The 18,454-nt window shown below is 54.4% G+C and carries 11 protein-coding genes; 8 read left to right on the forward strand and 3 right to left on the reverse strand.

Annotated features, from left to right (window positions below; translation table 11 throughout):
• Position 1 precedes the first annotated feature (1 nt).
• From glgC to glgP, 3 genes are read left to right on the forward strand one after another with little or no spacing between them, the layout of a single operon-like run.
• A complete protein-coding gene (gene glgC / locus O6D90_RS01575) occupies positions 2 to 1,297 on the forward strand; it encodes a glucose-1-phosphate adenylyltransferase (RefSeq protein ID WP_016154815.1) in 1,296 nt (431 codons plus the stop codon).
• Positions 1,297 to 2,730 carry a glycogen synthase GlgA gene (glgA, locus tag O6D90_RS01580; RefSeq protein ID WP_016154814.1) on the forward strand — a complete coding sequence of 478 codons (1,434 nt, stop codon included), beginning with the start codon at positions 1,297 to 1,299 and terminating at the stop codon, positions 2,728 to 2,730. Before glgC ends, glgA begins: the two co-directional genes overlap by 1 nt.
• A 19-nt stretch (positions 2,731 to 2,749) precedes the next feature.
• Complete coding sequence (gene glgP / locus O6D90_RS01585) at positions 2,750 to 5,197, forward strand: glycogen phosphorylase (protein WP_016154813.1); 2,448 nt, start codon at positions 2,750 to 2,752, stop codon at positions 5,195 to 5,197.
• 104 nt (positions 5,198 to 5,301) lie between these two features.
• Here glgP and glpD read toward each other — a convergent pair whose 3' ends face one another.
• Positions 5,302 to 6,810, reverse strand: coding sequence for a glycerol-3-phosphate dehydrogenase (gene glpD, locus O6D90_RS01590; protein WP_016154812.1), 1,509 nt, complete (start codon positions 6,808 to 6,810; stop codon positions 5,302 to 5,304).
• Between the two features lie 198 nt (positions 6,811 to 7,008).
• On the opposite strand from glpD, the gene glpE reads away from it, so the two are divergent.
• From glpE to O6D90_RS01605, 3 genes are all read left to right on the forward strand, one after another.
• Positions 7,009 to 7,335, forward strand: a complete 327-nt coding sequence (gene glpE / locus O6D90_RS01595; RefSeq protein WP_016157651.1) for a thiosulfate sulfurtransferase GlpE — start codon at positions 7,009 to 7,011, stop codon at positions 7,333 to 7,335.
• A 170-nt stretch (positions 7,336 to 7,505) separates the two neighbouring features.
• Positions 7,506 to 8,336, forward strand: a complete 831-nt coding sequence (gene glpG / locus O6D90_RS01600) for a rhomboid family intramembrane serine protease GlpG (RefSeq protein WP_016154811.1) — start codon at positions 7,506 to 7,508, stop codon at positions 8,334 to 8,336.
• Between the two features lie 15 nt (positions 8,337 to 8,351).
• A complete protein-coding gene (locus O6D90_RS01605) occupies positions 8,352 to 9,110 on the forward strand; it encodes a DeoR/GlpR family transcriptional regulator (RefSeq protein ID WP_003023499.1) in 759 nt (252 codons plus the stop codon).
• Between the two features lie 41 nt (positions 9,111 to 9,151).
• Here the strand turns inward: O6D90_RS01605 and malT are convergent, their stop codons facing one another.
• A complete protein-coding gene (gene malT, locus O6D90_RS01610) occupies positions 9,152 to 11,857 on the reverse strand; it encodes an HTH-type transcriptional regulator MalT (RefSeq protein ID WP_016157650.1) in 2,706 nt (901 codons plus the stop codon).
• Positions 11,858 to 12,486: 629 nt separating this feature from the next.
• Here malT and malP point away from each other — a divergent pair.
• The gene (malP, locus tag O6D90_RS01615) at positions 12,487 to 14,880 is read left to right on the forward strand and encodes a maltodextrin phosphorylase (protein WP_016157649.1); all 2,394 of its coding nucleotides are present in this window, start codon (positions 12,487 to 12,489) and stop codon (positions 14,878 to 14,880) included.
• A gap of 9 nt (positions 14,881 to 14,889) precedes the next feature.
• On the forward strand, positions 14,890 to 16,977 hold the full coding sequence (gene malQ, locus O6D90_RS01620; RefSeq protein ID WP_016157648.1) for a 4-alpha-glucanotransferase: 2,088 nt from the start codon (positions 14,890 to 14,892) through the stop codon (positions 16,975 to 16,977).
• An 80-nt stretch (positions 16,978 to 17,057) separates the two neighbouring features.
• Here the strand turns inward: malQ and gntT are convergent, their stop codons facing one another.
• The gene (gntT, locus tag O6D90_RS01625) at positions 17,058 to 18,374 is read right to left on the reverse strand and encodes a gluconate transporter (RefSeq protein WP_003023507.1); all 1,317 of its coding nucleotides are present in this window, start codon (positions 18,372 to 18,374) and stop codon (positions 17,058 to 17,060) included.
• Positions 18,375 to 18,454 lie beyond the last annotated feature (80 nt).

An 18,454-nucleotide genomic window follows, 5' to 3' on the forward strand; every position in this document is an offset into this window, starting at 1 on the left:
CATGGTAAGTTTAGAGAAGAACGATCGTGTAATGTTGGCGCGCCAGCTGCCATTAAAATCTGTTGCCCTGATCCTGGCCGGTGGCCGCGGTACTCGCCTGAAAGATTTAACCAATAAGCGTGCCAAGCCTGCCGTGCACTTTGGCGGTAAGTTCCGCATTATCGATTTTGCCTTATCCAACTGTCTTAATTCCGGGATCCGCCGTATCGGCGTGATCACTCAGTACCAGTCACACACGCTGGTGCAGCATATTCAGCGCGGCTGGTCGTTCTTTAGTGAAGAGATGAACGAGTTCGTCGATCTGCTGCCTGCCCAGCAGAGGATGCAGGGTGAAAACTGGTATCGCGGTACGGCGGATGCGGTGACCCAAAACCTGGACATCATTCGACGCTATAAAGCGGAATATGTGGTGATCCTCGCGGGCGATCATATTTATAAGCAGGACTACTCACGCATGCTGATCGACCACGTTGAGAAAGGCGCGCGTTGCACAGTGGCCTGTATGCCAGTGCCTATTGAAGAGGCCAGCGCGTTTGGCGTAATGGACGTGGACGACACCGATAAAATTATCGAGTTCGTTGAAAAACCTGCCAACCCGCCAGCGATGCCTAATGATCCGACCAAATCGCTTGCCAGTATGGGGATCTACATCTTCGACGCCGATTATCTGTATGAACTGCTGGCGGAAGATGACCTCGATGAAAAATCCAGTCACGATTTTGGCAAAGACATCATCCCGAAAATCACCGAAGCTGGCATGGCATATGCTCATCCATTCCCATTGTCCTGCGTACAGTCTGACCCGGAATCCGAGCCGTACTGGCGCGATGTGGGAACGCTGGAAGCCTACTGGAAAGCAAACCTCGATCTGGCTTCGGTGACGCCTGAACTGGATATGTACGACCAGGACTGGCCAATCCGTACGCATATGGAATCACTGCCGCCGGCGAAATTTGTTCAGGACCGTTCCGGTAGCCACGGAATGACGCTGAACTCGCTGGTCTCCGGCGGCTGTATTATTTCTGGTTCGGTGGTAGTGCAGTCCGTTCTGTTCCCGCGAGTGCGGGTGAATTCATTCTGTAACATTGATTCGGCAGTGTTGTTACCTGAAGTGTGGGTGGGACGTTCGTGCCGCTTACGTCGTTGCATTATCGACCGCGCCTGCGTTATTCCTGAAGGCATGGTGATTGGTGAAAACGCGGAAGAAGATGCTCGTCGTTTCTACCGTTCAGAGGAAGGTATTGTACTGGTCACGCGTGAAATGCTGCGCAAACTGCAGATCAAACAGGAGCGATAATGCAGGTTTTACACGTTTGTTCAGAGATGTTCCCTTTGTTAAAAACCGGGGGACTGGCGGATGTTATTGGGGCGTTACCCGCAGCGCAAATCGCGGACGGTGTGGATGCCCGCGTGCTGCTCCCGGCGTTTCCTGATATCCGTCGCGGCATTCCCGATGCGCAGGTAGTGACGCGTCGCGATACCTTCGCCGGACGTATTACGCTGTTGTTCGGGCATTTCAACGGTGTGGGCATTTACCTGATTGACGCGCCGCATCTCTATGACCGTCCCGGTAGCCCGTATCACGACACTAATCTGTTTGCGTATACCGATAACGTGCTGCGTTTTGCGCTGCTGGGCTGGGTCGGCAGTGAAATGGCCTGTGGCTTTGACCCATTCTGGCGCCCGGATGTGGTGCATGCGCACGACTGGCATGCCGGTCTGGCCCCGGCGTATCTGGCGGCGCGCGGCCATCCGGCGAAATCGGTGTTCACCGTGCACAACCTGGCGTATCAAGGCATGTTTTATGCAAAGCATATGGATGACATCCAATTGCCATGGTCGTTCTTTAACGTGCACGGACTGGAGTTTAACGGGCAGATTTCTTTCCTGAAGGCCGGGTTGTACTACGCCGACCACATTACGGCGGTCAGTCCGACCTACGCGCGGGAAATTACCGAGCCGCAGTTTGCCTACGGCATGGAAGGTCTGTTGCAGCAGCGTCATCGTGAAGGACGTCTTTCCGGTGTGCTGAACGGCGTTGATGAAAAAATCTGGAGCCCGGAAACCGATCTGCTGCTGGCGTCGCGGTATACGCGTGAAACGCTGGAAGAGAAAGCGGAGAACAAACGCCAGCTACAGATCGCGATGGGACTTAAGGTTAACGACAAAGTGCCGTTATTTGCCGTAGTCAGCCGCCTGACCAGTCAGAAAGGGCTGGATCTGGTGCTGGAAGCGCTACCGGGGTTGTTAGAGCAGGGTGGACAACTGGCATTGCTCGGCGCGGGCGATCCGGTTTTACAGGAAGGTTTCCTCGCCGCGGCGGCGGAACATCCTGGACAGGTGGGCGTACAGATTGGCTATCACGAAGCCTTCTCGCACCGCATCATGGGTGGGGCCGACGTTATATTGGTCCCCAGCCGTTTTGAGCCGTGTGGCTTAACGCAGTTGTATGGACTGAAGTACGGCACGCTGCCGCTGGTGCGGCGCACCGGTGGGCTGGCTGATACGGTCTCTGACAGTTCGCTGGAAAACCTGGCGGATGGTATCGCCAGTGGGTTTGTATTTGAAGATAGTAATGCCTGGTCGCTGCTACGCGCGATTCGGCGTGCTTTCGTATTGTGGTCCCGGCCTTCGCTGTGGCGGTTTGTACAACGTCAGGCCATGACCATGGATTTTAGCTGGCAAGTCGCGGCGAAGTCATACCGTGAGCTTTACTATCGTTTGAAATAGATATCCAGGAATCACCTATATGAATGCTCCATTTACTTATGCATCGCCCACACTCAGCGTAGAGGCACTTAAGCATTCTATCGCCTACAAGCTGATGTTCACGATTGGTAAAGACCCGGTCATTGCCAATAAACATGAGTGGCTGAACGCCACGTTGTTCGCGGTGCGCGATCGTCTCGTGGAGCGCTGGCTGCGTTCTAACCGTGCGCAATTATCCCAGGAAACTCGACAGGTTTATTATCTGTCAATGGAGTTTCTGATTGGCCGCACACTTTCCAATGCACTGTTATCGTTGGGTATTTATGACGATGTCAAAAATGCGCTGGAAGGTATGGGGTTGGATCTTGAAGATCTGATCGATGAAGAAAACGACCCTGGTCTTGGCAACGGTGGCCTCGGGCGCCTGGCGGCCTGCTTCCTGGACTCACTGGCTACGTTGGGTCTGCCGGGACGCGGCTACGGTATTCGTTATGACTACGGCATGTTCAAACAGAACATTGTTGATGGCCGACAGAAAGAGTCTCCGGACTACTGGCTGGAATACGGTAACCCGTGGGAATTCAAACGCCACAATACGCGTTACAAAGTGCGCTTTGGCGGGCGTATTCAGCAGGAAGGCAAGAAAACGCGCTGGATAGAAACTGAAGAGATCCTCGCGGTAGCCTACGACCAAATTATTCCCGGTTATGACACAGACGCCACCAATACGCTGCGCTTGTGGAATGCCCAGGCCAGTAGCGAAATCAACCTCGGTAAATTTAACCAGGGCGACTACTTTGCGGCGGTGGAAGATAAAAACCACTCCGAGAACGTCTCCCGTGTGCTGTATCCGGATGACTCCACCTATTCAGGACGCGAGCTGCGTTTGCGCCAGGAGTATTTTCTGGTCTCCTCCACGGTGCAGGACATCCTGAACCGTCATTATCAACTGCACAAAACCTACGACAACCTGGCAGATAAGATCGCCATTCACCTCAACGACACCCATCCGGTACTGTCGATTCCTGAGCTGATGCGTCTGCTGATCGATGAGCATAAATTCAGTTGGGATAATGCGTTTGAGGTCTGCTGCCAGGTCTTCTCGTATACCAACCACACCTTGATGAGCGAAGCGCTGGAGACCTGGCCTGTCGATATGCTGGGCAAAATTCTGCCGCGCCATCTGCAAATCATCTTTGAGATTAACGACTACTTCCTGAAGACGTTGCAGGAACAGTATCCGAACGATACCAGTCTGCTGGGACGGACGTCGATTATCGATGAATCCAATGGCCGCCGGGTGCGAATGGCATGGCTCGCAGTGGTGGTGAGCCACAAGGTTAACGGCGTTTCTGAGCTGCACTCCAACCTGATGGTGCAGTCGCTGTTTGCTGACTTTGCGAAGATTTTCCCGACTCGTTTCTGTAACGTCACCAACGGCGTGACGCCGCGCCGCTGGCTGGCGCTGGCTAACCCATCGCTCTCTGAGGTACTGGATGAGAACATTGGTCGCACCTGGCGAACCGATCTCAGCCAGCTAAGCGAGCTTGAACAGCACTGCGATTACCCGCTGGTAAATCAGGCGGTGCGCCGTGCGAAACTGGAGAATAAAAAGCGTCTGGCAACGCTCATTGCCCAGCAGCTTAACGTGGTGGTGAACCCGAAATCGCTGTTTGATGTGCAGATCAAGCGTATTCACGAATACAAACGCCAGTTGATGAACGTGCTGCATGTGATCACCCGCTACAACCGCATTAAGGCCGATCCTGACGCCGAGTGGGTGCCGCGTGTGAATATCTTCGCCGGTAAAGCGGCTTCGGCCTATTATATGGCGAAGCACATCATTCACCTGATCAACGACGTCGCGAAAGTGATCAACAACGATCCGCAAATTGGTGACAAGCTGAAAGTGGTGTTTATTCCTAACTACAGCGTCAGCCTGGCGCAGGTGATTATTCCTGCTGCCGACCTGTCTGAGCAGATTTCGCTGGCCGGGACCGAAGCCTCTGGTACCAGTAATATGAAGTTTGCCCTCAACGGCGCGCTGACCATTGGGACGCTGGACGGTGCCAACGTCGAGATGCTGGAGCATGTGGGCGCAGAAAATATCTTTATCTTTGGTAATACGGCGGAAGAGGTCGAAGCCTTACGCAGCCAGGGCTACAAGCCGCGTGAGTATTACGAGAAAGACGAAGAGCTGCACCAGGTGCTGACGCAGATTGGCAGCGGTGTATTCAGCCCTGAGGAGCCGGGGCGCTATCGTGACCTGGTTGACTCGCTGATCAACTTTGGCGACCACTATCAGGTTCTGGCGGATTATCGCAGCTACGTTGATTGCCAGGATAAGGTTGACGAACTGTATCGCCACCCGGAAGAGTGGACCACCAAGTCGATGATTAATATCGCCAACATGGGCTACTTCTCGTCGGACAGGACGATCAAAGAGTACGCCGAAAACATCTGGCATATCGACTCGGTGCGGTTGTAACAAGGGCAGGACGATCTATAGGCCGGGTAAGGCGTTAGCCGCCATCCGGCAAAAGGCCCGGTAGCGCTGACGCTTACCGGGCCTACAGTTTTATATCGAGTATCTTAAGACGCCAGCGACAGCTGCTGTTTCTCAATGTACTCCGCCAGCCACTGGGTCATGCGCGACTGCTGTTCAGCGTTCAGCCACATACCTTCTTTCGTGCGACGCCACAGCGCATCTTCCGCACGGCGCACCCATTCGTGATCGACCAGATATTTCAGCTCGGCCTCATAGAACTCATGGCCGAAGTCTTCACCTAACTCGGCAAGCGAGGTGGCTTCCCCGATAATCCATTCGGTGTTACTGCCGTAGGTGCGCGAATAATGGCGCGCCAGCGACTCGGTCAGGAACGGGTAGCGACGGCGCAGTTTGGCCGCGTAATCTTCACGATCGCCGCCGATGTCACCGCCTGGCAGAATGCACTCTTTTGTCCACGCCGGACCGATTCCCTGATAGTACGACGCCAGTTTTTCCATCGCGTGTTCGGCCAGCTTACGGTAGGTCGTCAGCTTACCGCCAAAGACCGACAGCAGCGGCGCTTTGCCGTTTTCGTCGTGGATATCCAACGTGTAATCACGGGTGATAGCCTGCGGCGAGTCGGACTCGTCATCGCACAGCGGACGTACGCCCGAGTAGGTCCAGACGATATCGTCACGGCCCAGCTGTTTCTTAAAGTGCGCGTTGTAGACCTTCAGCAGGTAATTGATTTCACTCTCATCAATTTTTACCGCTTTCGGGTCGCCTTTGTATTCGACGTCAGTCGTCCCGATGATCGAGAATTCGTCCATCCATGGGATGACAAACACAATACGTTTATCTTCGTTTTGCAGTATATAAGCTTGCTTCTGGGTATGGACGCGCGGCACTACGATGTGGCTGCCTTTAATCAGACGAATACCGTACGGCGATGGCAGATGCATGCCGTCGTCGAAGAACTCTTTCACCCATGGGCCGGTGGCATTGACCAGACCACGCGCCTGCCAGGTGTGCTTTTTACCGGTATCGATATCTTCAGCTTCAACAATCCACAATCCGTTTTCACGGCGAGCGGAGGTAGCGCGAGTGCGGGTTAACACCTCTCCGCCTTTGCGTACGACCATTTGGGCGTTTGCCAAAACCAGTCGCGCATCGTCTACCCAGCAGTCGGAATATTCGAAACCGCGCACAATCTCAGGTTTCATTACGGAATCTGCGCCAAAACGCAAACCGGTCGAACTCGGCAAACTGGTGCGTTTGCCCAGATGATCGTACATAAACAGACCAATGCGGATCATCCACGCTGGACGCAGGTGCGGGCGATGGGGCAGACGAAAGCGCATCGGGAAGGCGATATGCGGTGCCATTTTCAACAGCACTTCACGTTCGGCCAGCGCTTCGCTCACCAGGCGAAATTCGTAGTGTTCCAGGTAGCGCAGGCCACCGTGGATGAGTTTGGAGCTAGCGGAAGAGGTGGCGCAGGCTAAATCCTGCGCTTCCAGCATCAGCACGGATAAACCGCGTCCAGCGGCATCTGCCGCGATACCGGCACCGTTGATGCCTCCACCTATCACAATCAGATCTTTGGTTTCCATGCTGGCCTCTCGCACTTTCGTTATAGCTCATTAATGTTCGTTATCGAGCATAATAGCAAAGAATCGCGCCATTGGTAACATCGGATAAACAATTTACAGTGATACATATAACATTATGGCGTTTAACTGCCGTCGGGACGTACACTAAGAAGTAACATGTCTGAAAAGCGTCACCTGCAATATAAAGAAGAGAGAGCAATGGATCAGTTTGAATGTATTAATGTCGAAGAAGCGCATCAGAAGCTGCACCAGGGGACCGCGGTGTTAGTGGATATCCGCGACCCGCAAAGCTATGCGATGGGTCACGCCCCGCAGGCGTTTCATCTGACGAACGACACGCTGGGGTCATTTATGCGCGAGCATGATTTCGACACCGCCGTGTTAGTAATGTGTTATCACGGCAACAGCAGTAAAGGCGCGGCGCAATATCTTCTTCAGCAGGGCTATGACGCGGTTTACAGTGTTGACGGCGGCTTCGACGCCTGGCATCGACATTTTCCGGCAGAAGTGGCATACGGTTCGTAAGACTATACCCAAATTAATTCGAGTTGCATCGCGACGGCGACGCAGCAAATCTCCGGGAGCGTACGAACAGTATGTGACCGGAGTGAGTGAGGAAAGCCAACAAAGATGCAGCTCGAAGTAAGAAGGGTATATATACTGTCCTCTTTTGTGTGGAATAAGCGACAGCAACCATGTTGATGATTACCTCTTTTGCTAACCCCCGCGTGGCGCAGGCATTTGTTGATTATATGGCGACACAGGGCGTTATCCTGACGATTCAACAACATCAGCAAACGGATGTCTGGCTGGCGGATGAGTCCCAGGCTGAGCGCGTGCATGCTGAGCTGGCGCGATTTCTGGAGAATCCAGGCGATCCGCGTTACCTCGCGGCAAGCTGGCAGTCGGGTCATACCGACAGCGGTCTGCGCTATCAGCGTTATCCGTTCCTGGCAACTTTGCGCGAACGCGCAGGCCCGGTAACCTGGGTGGTGATGGCCGCGTGTGTGCTGGTGTTTATTGCGATGAACACGCTGGGCGACCAGACTGTGATGCTCTGGCTGGCATGGCCGTTTGACCCTTCGCTGAAATTTGAATTCTGGCGTTATTTCACCCACGCTTTTATGCACTTCTCGCTGATGCATATTCTGTTCAACCTGCTGTGGTGGTGGTATCTCGGCGGTGCGGTAGAAAAGCGTCTGGGCAGCGGAAAACTGATTGTAATTACCGTGATCAGCGCCCTGCTAAGCGGCTACGTTCAGCAGAAATTTAGCGGCCCGTGGTTTGGTGGGCTGTCTGGCGTGGTATATGCGCTGATGGGTTATGTGTGGTTGCGCGGCGAGCGCGATCCACAAAGTGGTATTTTCCTGCAGCGTGGTTTGATTATCTTTGCTTTGATCTGGATTGTTGCCGGCTGGTTTGATGTGTTCGGCATGTCGATGGCGAACGGCGCACATATCGCCGGGCTGGCCGTGGGTCTGGCAATGGCGTTTGCCGATACTATGAATGTACGAAAACGAACGTAATTTCAGGGAACAATAATGAAGCAAACACAACGACATGACGCGATCATCGAGCTGGTAAAGAAACAGGGATACGTCAGTACCGAGGAGCTGGTGGAGCATTTCTCCGTCAGTCCGCAGACGATTCGCCGCGATCTTAACGATCTGGCCGATCAGAACATGATTTTGCGCCATCACGGTGGCGCGGCGCTGCCCTCCAGCTCGGTCAACACCCCGTGGCATGACCGTAAAGCGACACAGACGGCGGAAAAAGAGCGCATTGCCCGCAAAGTTGCCACGCAGATCCCGAACGGTTCTACGTTGTTCATTGATATCGGCACCACGCCGGAAGCGGTGGCTCACGCGCTGCTCAATCACAGCAATTTACGCATTGTGACCAACAACCTCAATGTGGCGAATACGCTGATGGCGAAAGAGGATTTCCGCATAATACTCGCCGGTGGCGAACTGCGTAGCCGCGACGGCGGTATTATGGGCGAAGCGACCCTCGACTTTATTTCTCAGTTCCGCCTGGACTTCGGCATCTTAGGGATTAGTGGTATCGATAGCGATGGCTCCCTGCTGGAGTTTGATTATCACGAAGTTCGCACCAAGCGCGCGATTATTGAGAATTCACGGCATGTGATGCTGGTGGTGGATCACTCGAAGTTTGGGCGTAACGCGATGGTGAATATGGGCAGTATCAGCATGGTGGATGCGGTGTATACCGACACGCTGCCGCCAGCTGGCGTGATGCAGGTTATTGCGGACCATCATATTCAGTTAGAGCTGTGCTAAGTTAATTCCAGGCCTGATAAGCGTAGCGTATCAGGCATTAACTAAACCCCATACCCCATCATTTTCAGCAGTTTTTGCGCATGTTGCACCGCATCCTGGCGGTGTGCGACGCCGAGCTTTTGATACAAATTGCGGATGTGCGTCTTGATGGTCGTTGCCGCGACGGCCAATTCTCCGGCGATCTGCTCGTTGCTGTAGCCCGAATAAATCAGCCCCAGAACCTGCCATTCGCGCTGGGTCAGCGGGCTGGTGCGGATAAGCTCCGGTACTTCCGGGTGAGTAAGCAGACGCTCAACGAACCCTTCATCGAAGTGGGCGAATTTATGGCGGTGATGCTGGTTAATCTCACGCAAAATACGCTGGGCGCGGTGCTGATCGAGATCCGGTAAGGTATTGAGCTGAATCAGCTGACGCAGTTGCTGCGCCATGGCCTCACCTTCAATGACAAAGTGACTGATAAATCCGGTGCGGTTCGCCAGCTGCAGCGCGTCGAGTAACACGCGCTGTGCGTCATTTTTGCGTCCTGCCTGCCAGTAGAGCTGATTAAGCAGCAGCAGGTTACGGTTCAGATCGCTCATCAGGCGCAGATTGCGCGCATTTTCATTCAACTCTTCCAGCACAATCTCAGCCGGTTCAAACTCGCCCAGCAGGATCTGCGCGCGGGCGATGTTGCGCCACTGGCTTTGCAGGAAGTGGTTATTGGCGAATTCCGGTTTCGGCGTGTGGCGCAGCCAGTTGGCGGCCGAATTTTTGTCGCCCACCATTTGCCAGTAAATCACCCGTACCTTATCGGCGTTCGAGATCCAGTCACTGTGATAGTGACCGTTACCCAGCAGGTTTTCCAGGCGGTTAAGCAGGCTACGCGCATTATCCAGATCCCCCCGGGCCAGCGAACATTGAATCAGCAGCGCCAGGCACTGTAGCTGTTGCTGCGGCTGGAATGTGGAAAGCAGTTCAATACCCGCGCGGGCAGACGCTTCCGATTCGTCCAGGCGCGCCCATGCCCACAGCAGCTGCGCGCGAATACGCACCAGGAACTCGTGCATCGGCAACTGTTCCAGATGCTGCTCTTTGATCAGCTGAAACGCTTTTTCCTGAGTCTCCCAGGCGGCCTGTAAAAAGCCCTGGGCAAACAAAATTTCGCTTTGCTGGATTAAACTCCACAGCGCGTAATGCCAGACGTCATGGTGGCGCGCCATTTGCTCGGTTTGCTGCATTAACGCCAGAGAACGCGTGAGATCGCCCTTGCAGTGCAGGACTTCACCATGTACCGAGGTGGCGACGATACGGCTATAGAACCAGGCGATGGGTAACTCATCCAGCGCCAGCTTTGCCAGGCGCTCGGCTTCGTCAGGATTTCCGTCGTTAATCGCGACCTGCGCACGCAGGGCGTTAAATTCGGCGTGCAGCGTCGGTTCCATGTCGCCTTTCATTTCCTGCTCAGCGCGCGCCAGCAGGGTATTAACCTCGCCGTAGCGGTGCTGGCTTTGCATCAGCCAGGCTTGCAGCAGAACCAGACGCGGATTTTCCAGCAGACTTTCCCACGGCAGGGCTTTCAGCGACTCTTCCAGTAATGTCAGTTCGCTGTGGTTAAACAGTCCCCACGCATGGTTAAGCAGGATATCGCGTAGCATATGGGCGTCGCCGGCCGCCAGCGCGTGGTGGATAGCTTCGCTGGGGAAGCCTTGCGCCATCCAGCTTTCAGCGGCGGCGCGGTGTATTTCGGGCAGTTCGCTTGCCAGCTCCCACTGACAGCGCTGGCGTAAAAAGCTGCCAAACAGCGGGTGGTAGCTGAACCACTCACCGACGTCATCCATCCGCTGCAAGAATAATCCCTGGCGCTCAATCTCCTCCAGCCGCATCTGGCCGTTTTCTTCCCCGGTGACCCGGACGATCAGTGCGTCGTTCATTGAGCGCAGAATGGCGCTTTTCAGCAGGAAATGACGGGTGCCGAGGTCGACGCTGTCCAGCACTTCATCAACCAGATAATCGGACAGATGGCTGGCGTTAATCCCGGCGAGGCGGCGTGCGGACTGGTGTGCAGAGTGGTTGTTCTGGCGGGCGGAGAGGGCAATCAGCTGTAACGCCGTGGCCCAGCCAGCAACGTCATCGCACATCCGGCTGCTTTCTGCCGCTTCGATAGGCGAGGACAAACGTCGATCGAAAAATTGTTTGGCTTCCTGGTGGTTAAACGCCAGCTGTTGGCTGCCTATCTCCAGCAACTGATCGCGTACTCGCAGGTTGGCAATACCCAACTGCGGCAGGTTGCGCGACAGCACGACCAGCGTGAGGTTCTCAGGCTGATGACGCAGGAAGAAACGCATCGCTTCGTGAATTGCCGGATTGGAGATGAGATGATAATCATCCACTACCAGGTAGAGCGGGCGGTGCCACTCGGCCAGTTCAATAAATAGCTGCGCAAACAGTGACGTCAGGCTAGCGTATTGGCGCTTTTGCACCATCGCTTCGCTGGTGGTGCAGTGTCCACCGGTTGCCTGCTGGATAGCGGCGATCAGATAGCTGGCAAAGCGCTCTTGCTGATTATCGCCTTCATCCAGAGAGTACCAGCCTAATTCGTTCTTCCCCGCTGCCCATTGTGAAACCAACGTCGTTTTTCCATAACCAGCAGGACTTGTTATCAGGGCAAGCCTGAAATTGTTCGCGCCGGAAAGTTTAGCCAACAGGCGCTCACGAACCACCGTATGGTCGAGTCGAACCGGACGACTTAATTTAGACGGAATCAACATAAGTTAGTCACTTCACTGTGTGAAAATGGGGAAAAATGATTTTTTTTGCGCTTCGTAATTAATAGATATAAGGTCGGCCAGATTAGTGTTTTATGCAAGCTAAGCGGACTTTTTGTGTGTCTGATTTTGCACTATGTCACAAATCTATACATCTATTACATTAATTGCTTTAAAGAGTCACAACAGGCGTGGCGACTGGATCCGTCGGTATTTTGGCTGAGCCGAAAAATACCTCCCTTTTTATAAGGTTACTCAGTTGCTTAATGTAAAGAGCCGAATTTTGTGGCCGACTTAAAAGTTTTATGTGAATTATCTTATCCACCTTGGATATTTCAGGTTAGAAACTATTTCTCTGTTTACAGATTGTTTCCCATCGTCACCCCTCTATTTGATATTGTCGATTTATCTCTTGTTATTAATGCGCCGTCCGTTGGGCATTACAGGGGCGTTATGCCGGACTTACGCGAATTTACGGGCGATAACACCCTCTTTAAGTGGCAGCGATCACACTTTTATGCTCATCCCCGCTCCTCCTCCCTGCCTAATCCGTGCCAGGATGAGGAAGGTCAACAACGAGCCTGGCAAACTAGCGATAACGTTGTTTTATTACCTAAGGATCTGGAACCCCTATGTCACAGCCTACTTTCAACAAAGATCAATTTCAGGCTGCCCTGACGCGTCAGTGGCAGCGCTTCGGTTTACTGTCGGCTCAAGAAATGACGTCGCGCCAGTGGTGGCAGGCAGTGAGTGGGGCGTTGGCTGAGTTACTCAGCGCCCAGCCTGCGGCGAAGCCGGCAAAAAATCAGCGCCATGTTAACTACATCTCGATGGAGTTTTTGATTGGCCGTCTGACCGGCAACAACTTACTCAATCTCGGCTGGTATCAGGCGGTGAGCGATGAGCTGAAAGCGCATGACGTTAACCTGACCGACCTGCTGGAAGAAGAGATCGACCCGGCGCTGGGTAACGGTGGATTGGGGCGCCTGGCGGCCTGCTTCCTTGATTCGATGGCGACAGTCGGTCAATCGGCGACGGGCTATGGTCTCAACTACCAGTACGGCCTGTTCCGTCAGTCGTTTGCCGATGGGCAGCAGATGGAAGCCCCGGATGACTGGCATCGCGGCAGCTATCCGTGGTTCCGTCACAACGAGGCACTGGATGTGCAAGTAGGGATTGGCGGCAAGGTCACCAAAGAAGGGCACTGGGAGCCGGGGTTTGTTATCACCGGCCAGGCCTGGGATCTACCGGTTCTCGGCTACCGTAACGGCGTGGCGCAACCGCTGCGTCTGTGGCAGGCCAGTCACGCGCATCCGTTTAACCTGACCAAATTTAATGACGGCGATTTCCTGCGCGCAGAGCAGCAGGGCATCGACGCTGAAAAACTCACCAAAGTGCTGTACCCGAACGACAACCACACCGCGGGTAAAAAGCTGCGCCTGATGCAGCAATACTTCCAGTGCGCTTGCTCCGTAGCTGACATTCTGCGCCGCCATCATCTGGCAGGGCGTAAACTGCATGAGCTGGCTGATTTTGAGGTGATTCAGCTCAACGATACTCACCCGACCATCGCCATCCCTGAGCTACTGCGTGTACTGATTGATGAGCACCAGATGAGCTGGGACGATGCGTGGGCTATTACCAGCAAGACCTTTGCTTATACCAACCACACTTTGATGCCAGAGGCGCTGGAGTGCTGGGACGAGAAGCTGGTGAAAGCACTACTGCCGCGCCATATGCAAATCATCAAAGAGATTAACGACCGCTTTAAGAAGCTGGTCGATAAAACCTGGCCGGGTGACGCTGAAGTTTGGGCGAAGCTGGCGGTGGTGCATAACAAACAGGTGCGTATGGCCAACATGTGTGTGGTCAGCGGCTTTGCGGTTAACGGCGTGGCGGCGCTGCACTCCGATTTGGTGGTGAAGGATCTGTTCCCGGAATATCATCAGCTCTGGCCGAACAAATTCCATAACGTCACTAACGGGATTACTCCGCGTCGCTGGATTAAGCAGTGCAACCCGGCACTTGCCGCGCTGCTGGATAAATCGCTGAAAAAAGAGTGGGCCAACGACCTCGATCAGTTGATTAACCTGGAAAAATACGCCGACGACGCGAAGTTTCGTCAGCAGTATCGTGACATCAAGCTGGCGAACAAAGCGCGTCTGGTGAAGTTTATTAAAGCGCGTACCGGTATTGAGATAACGACTAACGCTCTCTTTGATATTCAGATTAAACGCCTGCATGAGTACAAGCGTCAGCACCTCAACTTGCTGCATATTCTGGCGTTATACAAAGAAATCCGTGAGAACCCGCAGGCCGATCGCGTGCCGCGCGTATTCCTGTTTGGCGCGAAAGCCGCTCCGGGTTACTACCTGGCGAAAAATATCATCTTCGCCATTAACAAGGTTGCAGAAACCATCAATAACGACCCGCAAGTGGGCGACAAGCTGAAGGTCGTATTCCTGCCGGATTATTGTGTCTCGGCGGCGGAAATGCTGATCCCGGCCGCAGATATCTCTGAGCAAATCTCCACCGCAGGGAAAGAGGCTTCCGGCACCGGTAACATGAAGCTGGCGCTGAACGGTGCGTTAACCGTCGGTACGCTGGATGGCGCAAACGTCGAAATCGCCGAGAAGGTCGGTGACGAGAATATCTTTATCTTTGGTCATACCGTGGAAGAGGTGAAGGCGCTCAAGGCCAAAGGGTACGACCCGGTGAAATGGCGTAAGAAAGATAAAGTGCTGGATGCTGTTCTGAAAGAGCTGGAAAGCGGGAAGTACAGCGACGGCGATAAACATGCCTTCGACCAGATGCTGCACAGTATCGGCAAGCAGGGCGGTGACCCGTATCTGGTAATGGCGGACTTCGCGGCCTACGTTGAAGCCCAGAAGCAGGTTGACGTGTTGTATCGTGACCAGGAAGCCTGGACCCGGGCGGCGATTCTGAATACCGCGCGTTGCGGCATGTTCAGTTCGGATCGCTCCATCCGCGATTATCAGACTCGTATCTGGCAGGCGAAACGTTAAGGAATCGCGATGGAAAGCAAACGTCTGGATAATGCCGCGTTGGCGGCGGGGATCAGCCCCAATTACATTAATGCCCACGGTAAACCGCAGTCTATTGGCGTCGAAACCAAGCGGCGTTTGCTTGACGCTATGCATCGCTCCACCGCCACCGCTCAGGTGGCGGTGACCCCGGTGCCGAATGTCATGGTTTATACCGCTGGTAAGAAAATGCCGCTGGCAGTTGAGGGACGCGGAGAGTTTACCTGGCTGCTGACCACCGAAGAGGGCGTGCAGCACAAAGGGCATGCCGTCGGCGGTAAATCGTTCAACCTTCCGGCGAAGCTGCCGGAAGGGTATCACACGCTTACCCTCACCCAGGGGGAGTTGCGTACCCATTGCCGCATCATCGTCGCGCCGAAACGCTGCTATGAGCCGCAGGCTCTATTAGCCGGGCAGAAGCTGTGGGGCGCATGCGTTCAGCTCTATACCCTGCGTTCAGAAAAAAACTGGGGGATTGGCGACTTTGGCGATCTCCGTGCCATGCTGGTGGATGTGGCGCAACGCGGCGGCGCGTTTATCGGCCTGAATCCGATTCACGCGCTGTATCCGGCGAACCCGGAGAGTGCCAGTCCGTACAGCCCGTCGTCACGCCGCTGGCTGAACGTTATTTATATAGATGTGAACGCAGTAGACGATTTTCGCCTGAGTAAAGAGGCGCAGGCCTGGTGGCAGAAACCCGCGACTCAGCAAGCTCTGCAACGCGCGCGTGATACCGAGTGGGTTGATTATTCTGCCGTTACCGCATTGAAGATGACAGCGCTGCGTATGGCGTGGAAAAGCTTCTCTGCACGTGACGATGAACAGATGGCGGCATTTCGCCAGTTTGTGACTCAGGAAGGGGATAGCCTGTACTGGCAGGCGGCCTTTGACGCGCTGCATGCGCATCAGGTGAAAGAGGACGCACTGCGCTGGGGCTGGCCGGTGTGGCCGCAAGCTTTCCAGTCGGTGGATTCGCCAGAGGTAAAACGCTTTTGCGAAGAGCATCGTGATGAAGTGGATTTCTACCTGTGGTTGCAGTGGCTGGCGTATACCCAGTTTGCTGATTGCTGGAAAACCAGCCAGGGCTTTGCGATGCCGATTGGATTATATCGCGATCTGGCTGTCGGCGTGGCCGAAGGCGGGGCGGAAACCTGGTGCGACCGCGAGTTGTATTGCCTGAAAGCCTCGGTTGGCGCACCGCCGGATATTCTCGGTCCGCTCGGGCAAAACTGGGGATTGCCGCCGATGGATCCGCATATCATCACGGCACGCGCTTACGAACCGTTTATCGAACTGCTGCGTGCCAATATGCAGAACTGCGGTGCGTTGCGTATCGACCATGTTATGTCGATGCTGCGTCTGTGGTGGATCCCTTACGGTGAAACTGCCGATCACGGCGCCTACGTGCATTATCCGGTCGACGATCTGCTTTCAATTCTGGCGCTGGAAAGTAAACGTCATCACTGCATGGTAATTGGTGAAGATCTGGGGACTGTGCCGGTAGAGATCGTCAGCAAGCTGCGTGACAGCGGCGTGTACTCATACAAAGTGCTTTATTTTGAGAATGACCATGAGAAAAACTTCCGCGCGCCGAAAGCGTACCCGGAACAATCAATGGCAGTCGCGGCGACGCATGACCTTCCTACGCTTAAAGGTTATTGGGATAGTGGCGATCTGACGCTGGGTAAGGCGCTGGGTCTGTACCCGGATGAAGTCGTGCTGCGTGGGTTGTATCAGGACAGAGAACTGGCGAAACAGGGGCTGCTGGACGCGCTGCACAAATACGGGTGCCTGCCAAAACGTGCTGGTCACAAGGCGTCACTGATGTCGATGACGCCGATTCTTAATCGCGGCATGCAACGCTACATCGCTGACAGCAACAGTGCGCTGTTGGGCCTGCAACCGGAAGACTGGCTGGATATGGCTGAGCCGGTCAATATTCCGGGGACCAGCGACCAGTACAAAAACTGGCGGCGTAAGCTCACCGCCACGCTGGAGCAGATGTTTGCCGATGACGGTGTGAACAAGCTGATTAAGGATTTGGATAAGCGCCGAAAAGCGGCCGCGAAGAAGAAGTAAAAAAGCCGGGGATTTCCCCGGCTTTTTTAGGGTGATAGCAGGTAGGCCGGGTAAGCGAAGCGCCACCCGGCACAGTTTTATCAGACCACCATACCCAGCAGCAGACACCCTACCAGACCGCAGACGGAGATAATGGTTTCCAGCATTGACCATGACTTGATGGTTTCACCGATGGTCAAGTTGAAGTACTCCTTGAACAACCAGAAGCCTGGATCGTTCACGTGGGAGAAAATGACGGAACCGGAACCAACCGCAATAACCATTAGCTCAGGGCTTACGCCGGTCGTTGCAATCAGCGGTGCCACAATCCCACCAGCGGTGATCGCTGCAACGGTTGCGGAGCCCAGTGCGATACGCAGTACCGCAGCGATAGACCATGCCATCAGCAGCGGAGAAACGTTTGAACCGTGCATCATTGACGCGATGTACTTGTCCACGCCGCTATCCACCAGGACCTGTTTGAAGGCACCGCCACCACCAATGATCAACAGCATCATCGCGATGATTTTGATGGAGGACACCAGCGTGTCGTTGATCTGATCCATCGAACGTCCACGGTTCAGACCAAAAGTGAACATCGCAATCAGCACCGCGATAAGCGTTGCCATAACCGGGTCACCCAGGAATTCTGCCACCGTCAGGAAAGCGTGGCCTTTTGGCAGAATCATCTCCGCCACGGCGCGCATCGCCATCAGGATAACCGGTACCAGGGAGGTCCAGACGCTGACGCCAAAGCCAGGCATCTCTTCTTCGGTAAACGTTTTCGCGCTGTACAGACCTTCCGGGATTGGCTTATCGATACCTTTCAGGAAGCGAGCGTACACCGGACCGGCGAGAATAACGGTCGGGATTGCCAGAATCGTACCAAACAGCAGGGTTTTACCCATATCTGCGTGGAAAATGGTGGCAATAGCGGTCGGACCTGGGTGCGGCGGCAGGAAGCCGTGAGTTACGGACAGCGCAGCAGCCATCGGCACGCCAACATACAGCAGCGGGATGTTGGCAGCAGCGGCGATGGTGAACACCAGCGGCAGCATCAGCACGAAGCCGACTTCGTAGAACAGGGCAAAACCGACGGTGAAGCCGGTTAATACCACCGCCCACTGAATATGTTTTTTGCCGAATTTAGCAATCAGGGTGGTTGCGATGCGCTGTGCGCCGCCGCAGTCCGCCAGCATTTTGCCCAGCATGGCGCCAAAACCCATAATCAGGGCGAGGCTGCCAAGGGTTCCGCCGACGCCGGCTTTAATCGAACCGATGACTTTATCCAGTGGCATCCCTTGCATCAATCCGACAGCAAGCGCCACCAGGACGAGAGCGATGAAACCGTTCATTTTGAAACGGATCATCAGGAGGAGTAACAAGATTACACCGATAGCAACGATGACTAATGGCATGATTTACCTGGCCTTTACTTTGTTATGGGTAACGTCAGTGTTTAGATGACAAATTCCGATTGTCCCGACCGGGAACAGAG

Source organism: Citrobacter sp. 21OH12SH02A-Citro (genome assembly GCF_027919895.1).
GTDB classification, from domain to species: domain Bacteria; phylum Pseudomonadota; class Gammaproteobacteria; order Enterobacterales; family Enterobacteriaceae; genus Citrobacter; species Citrobacter braakii.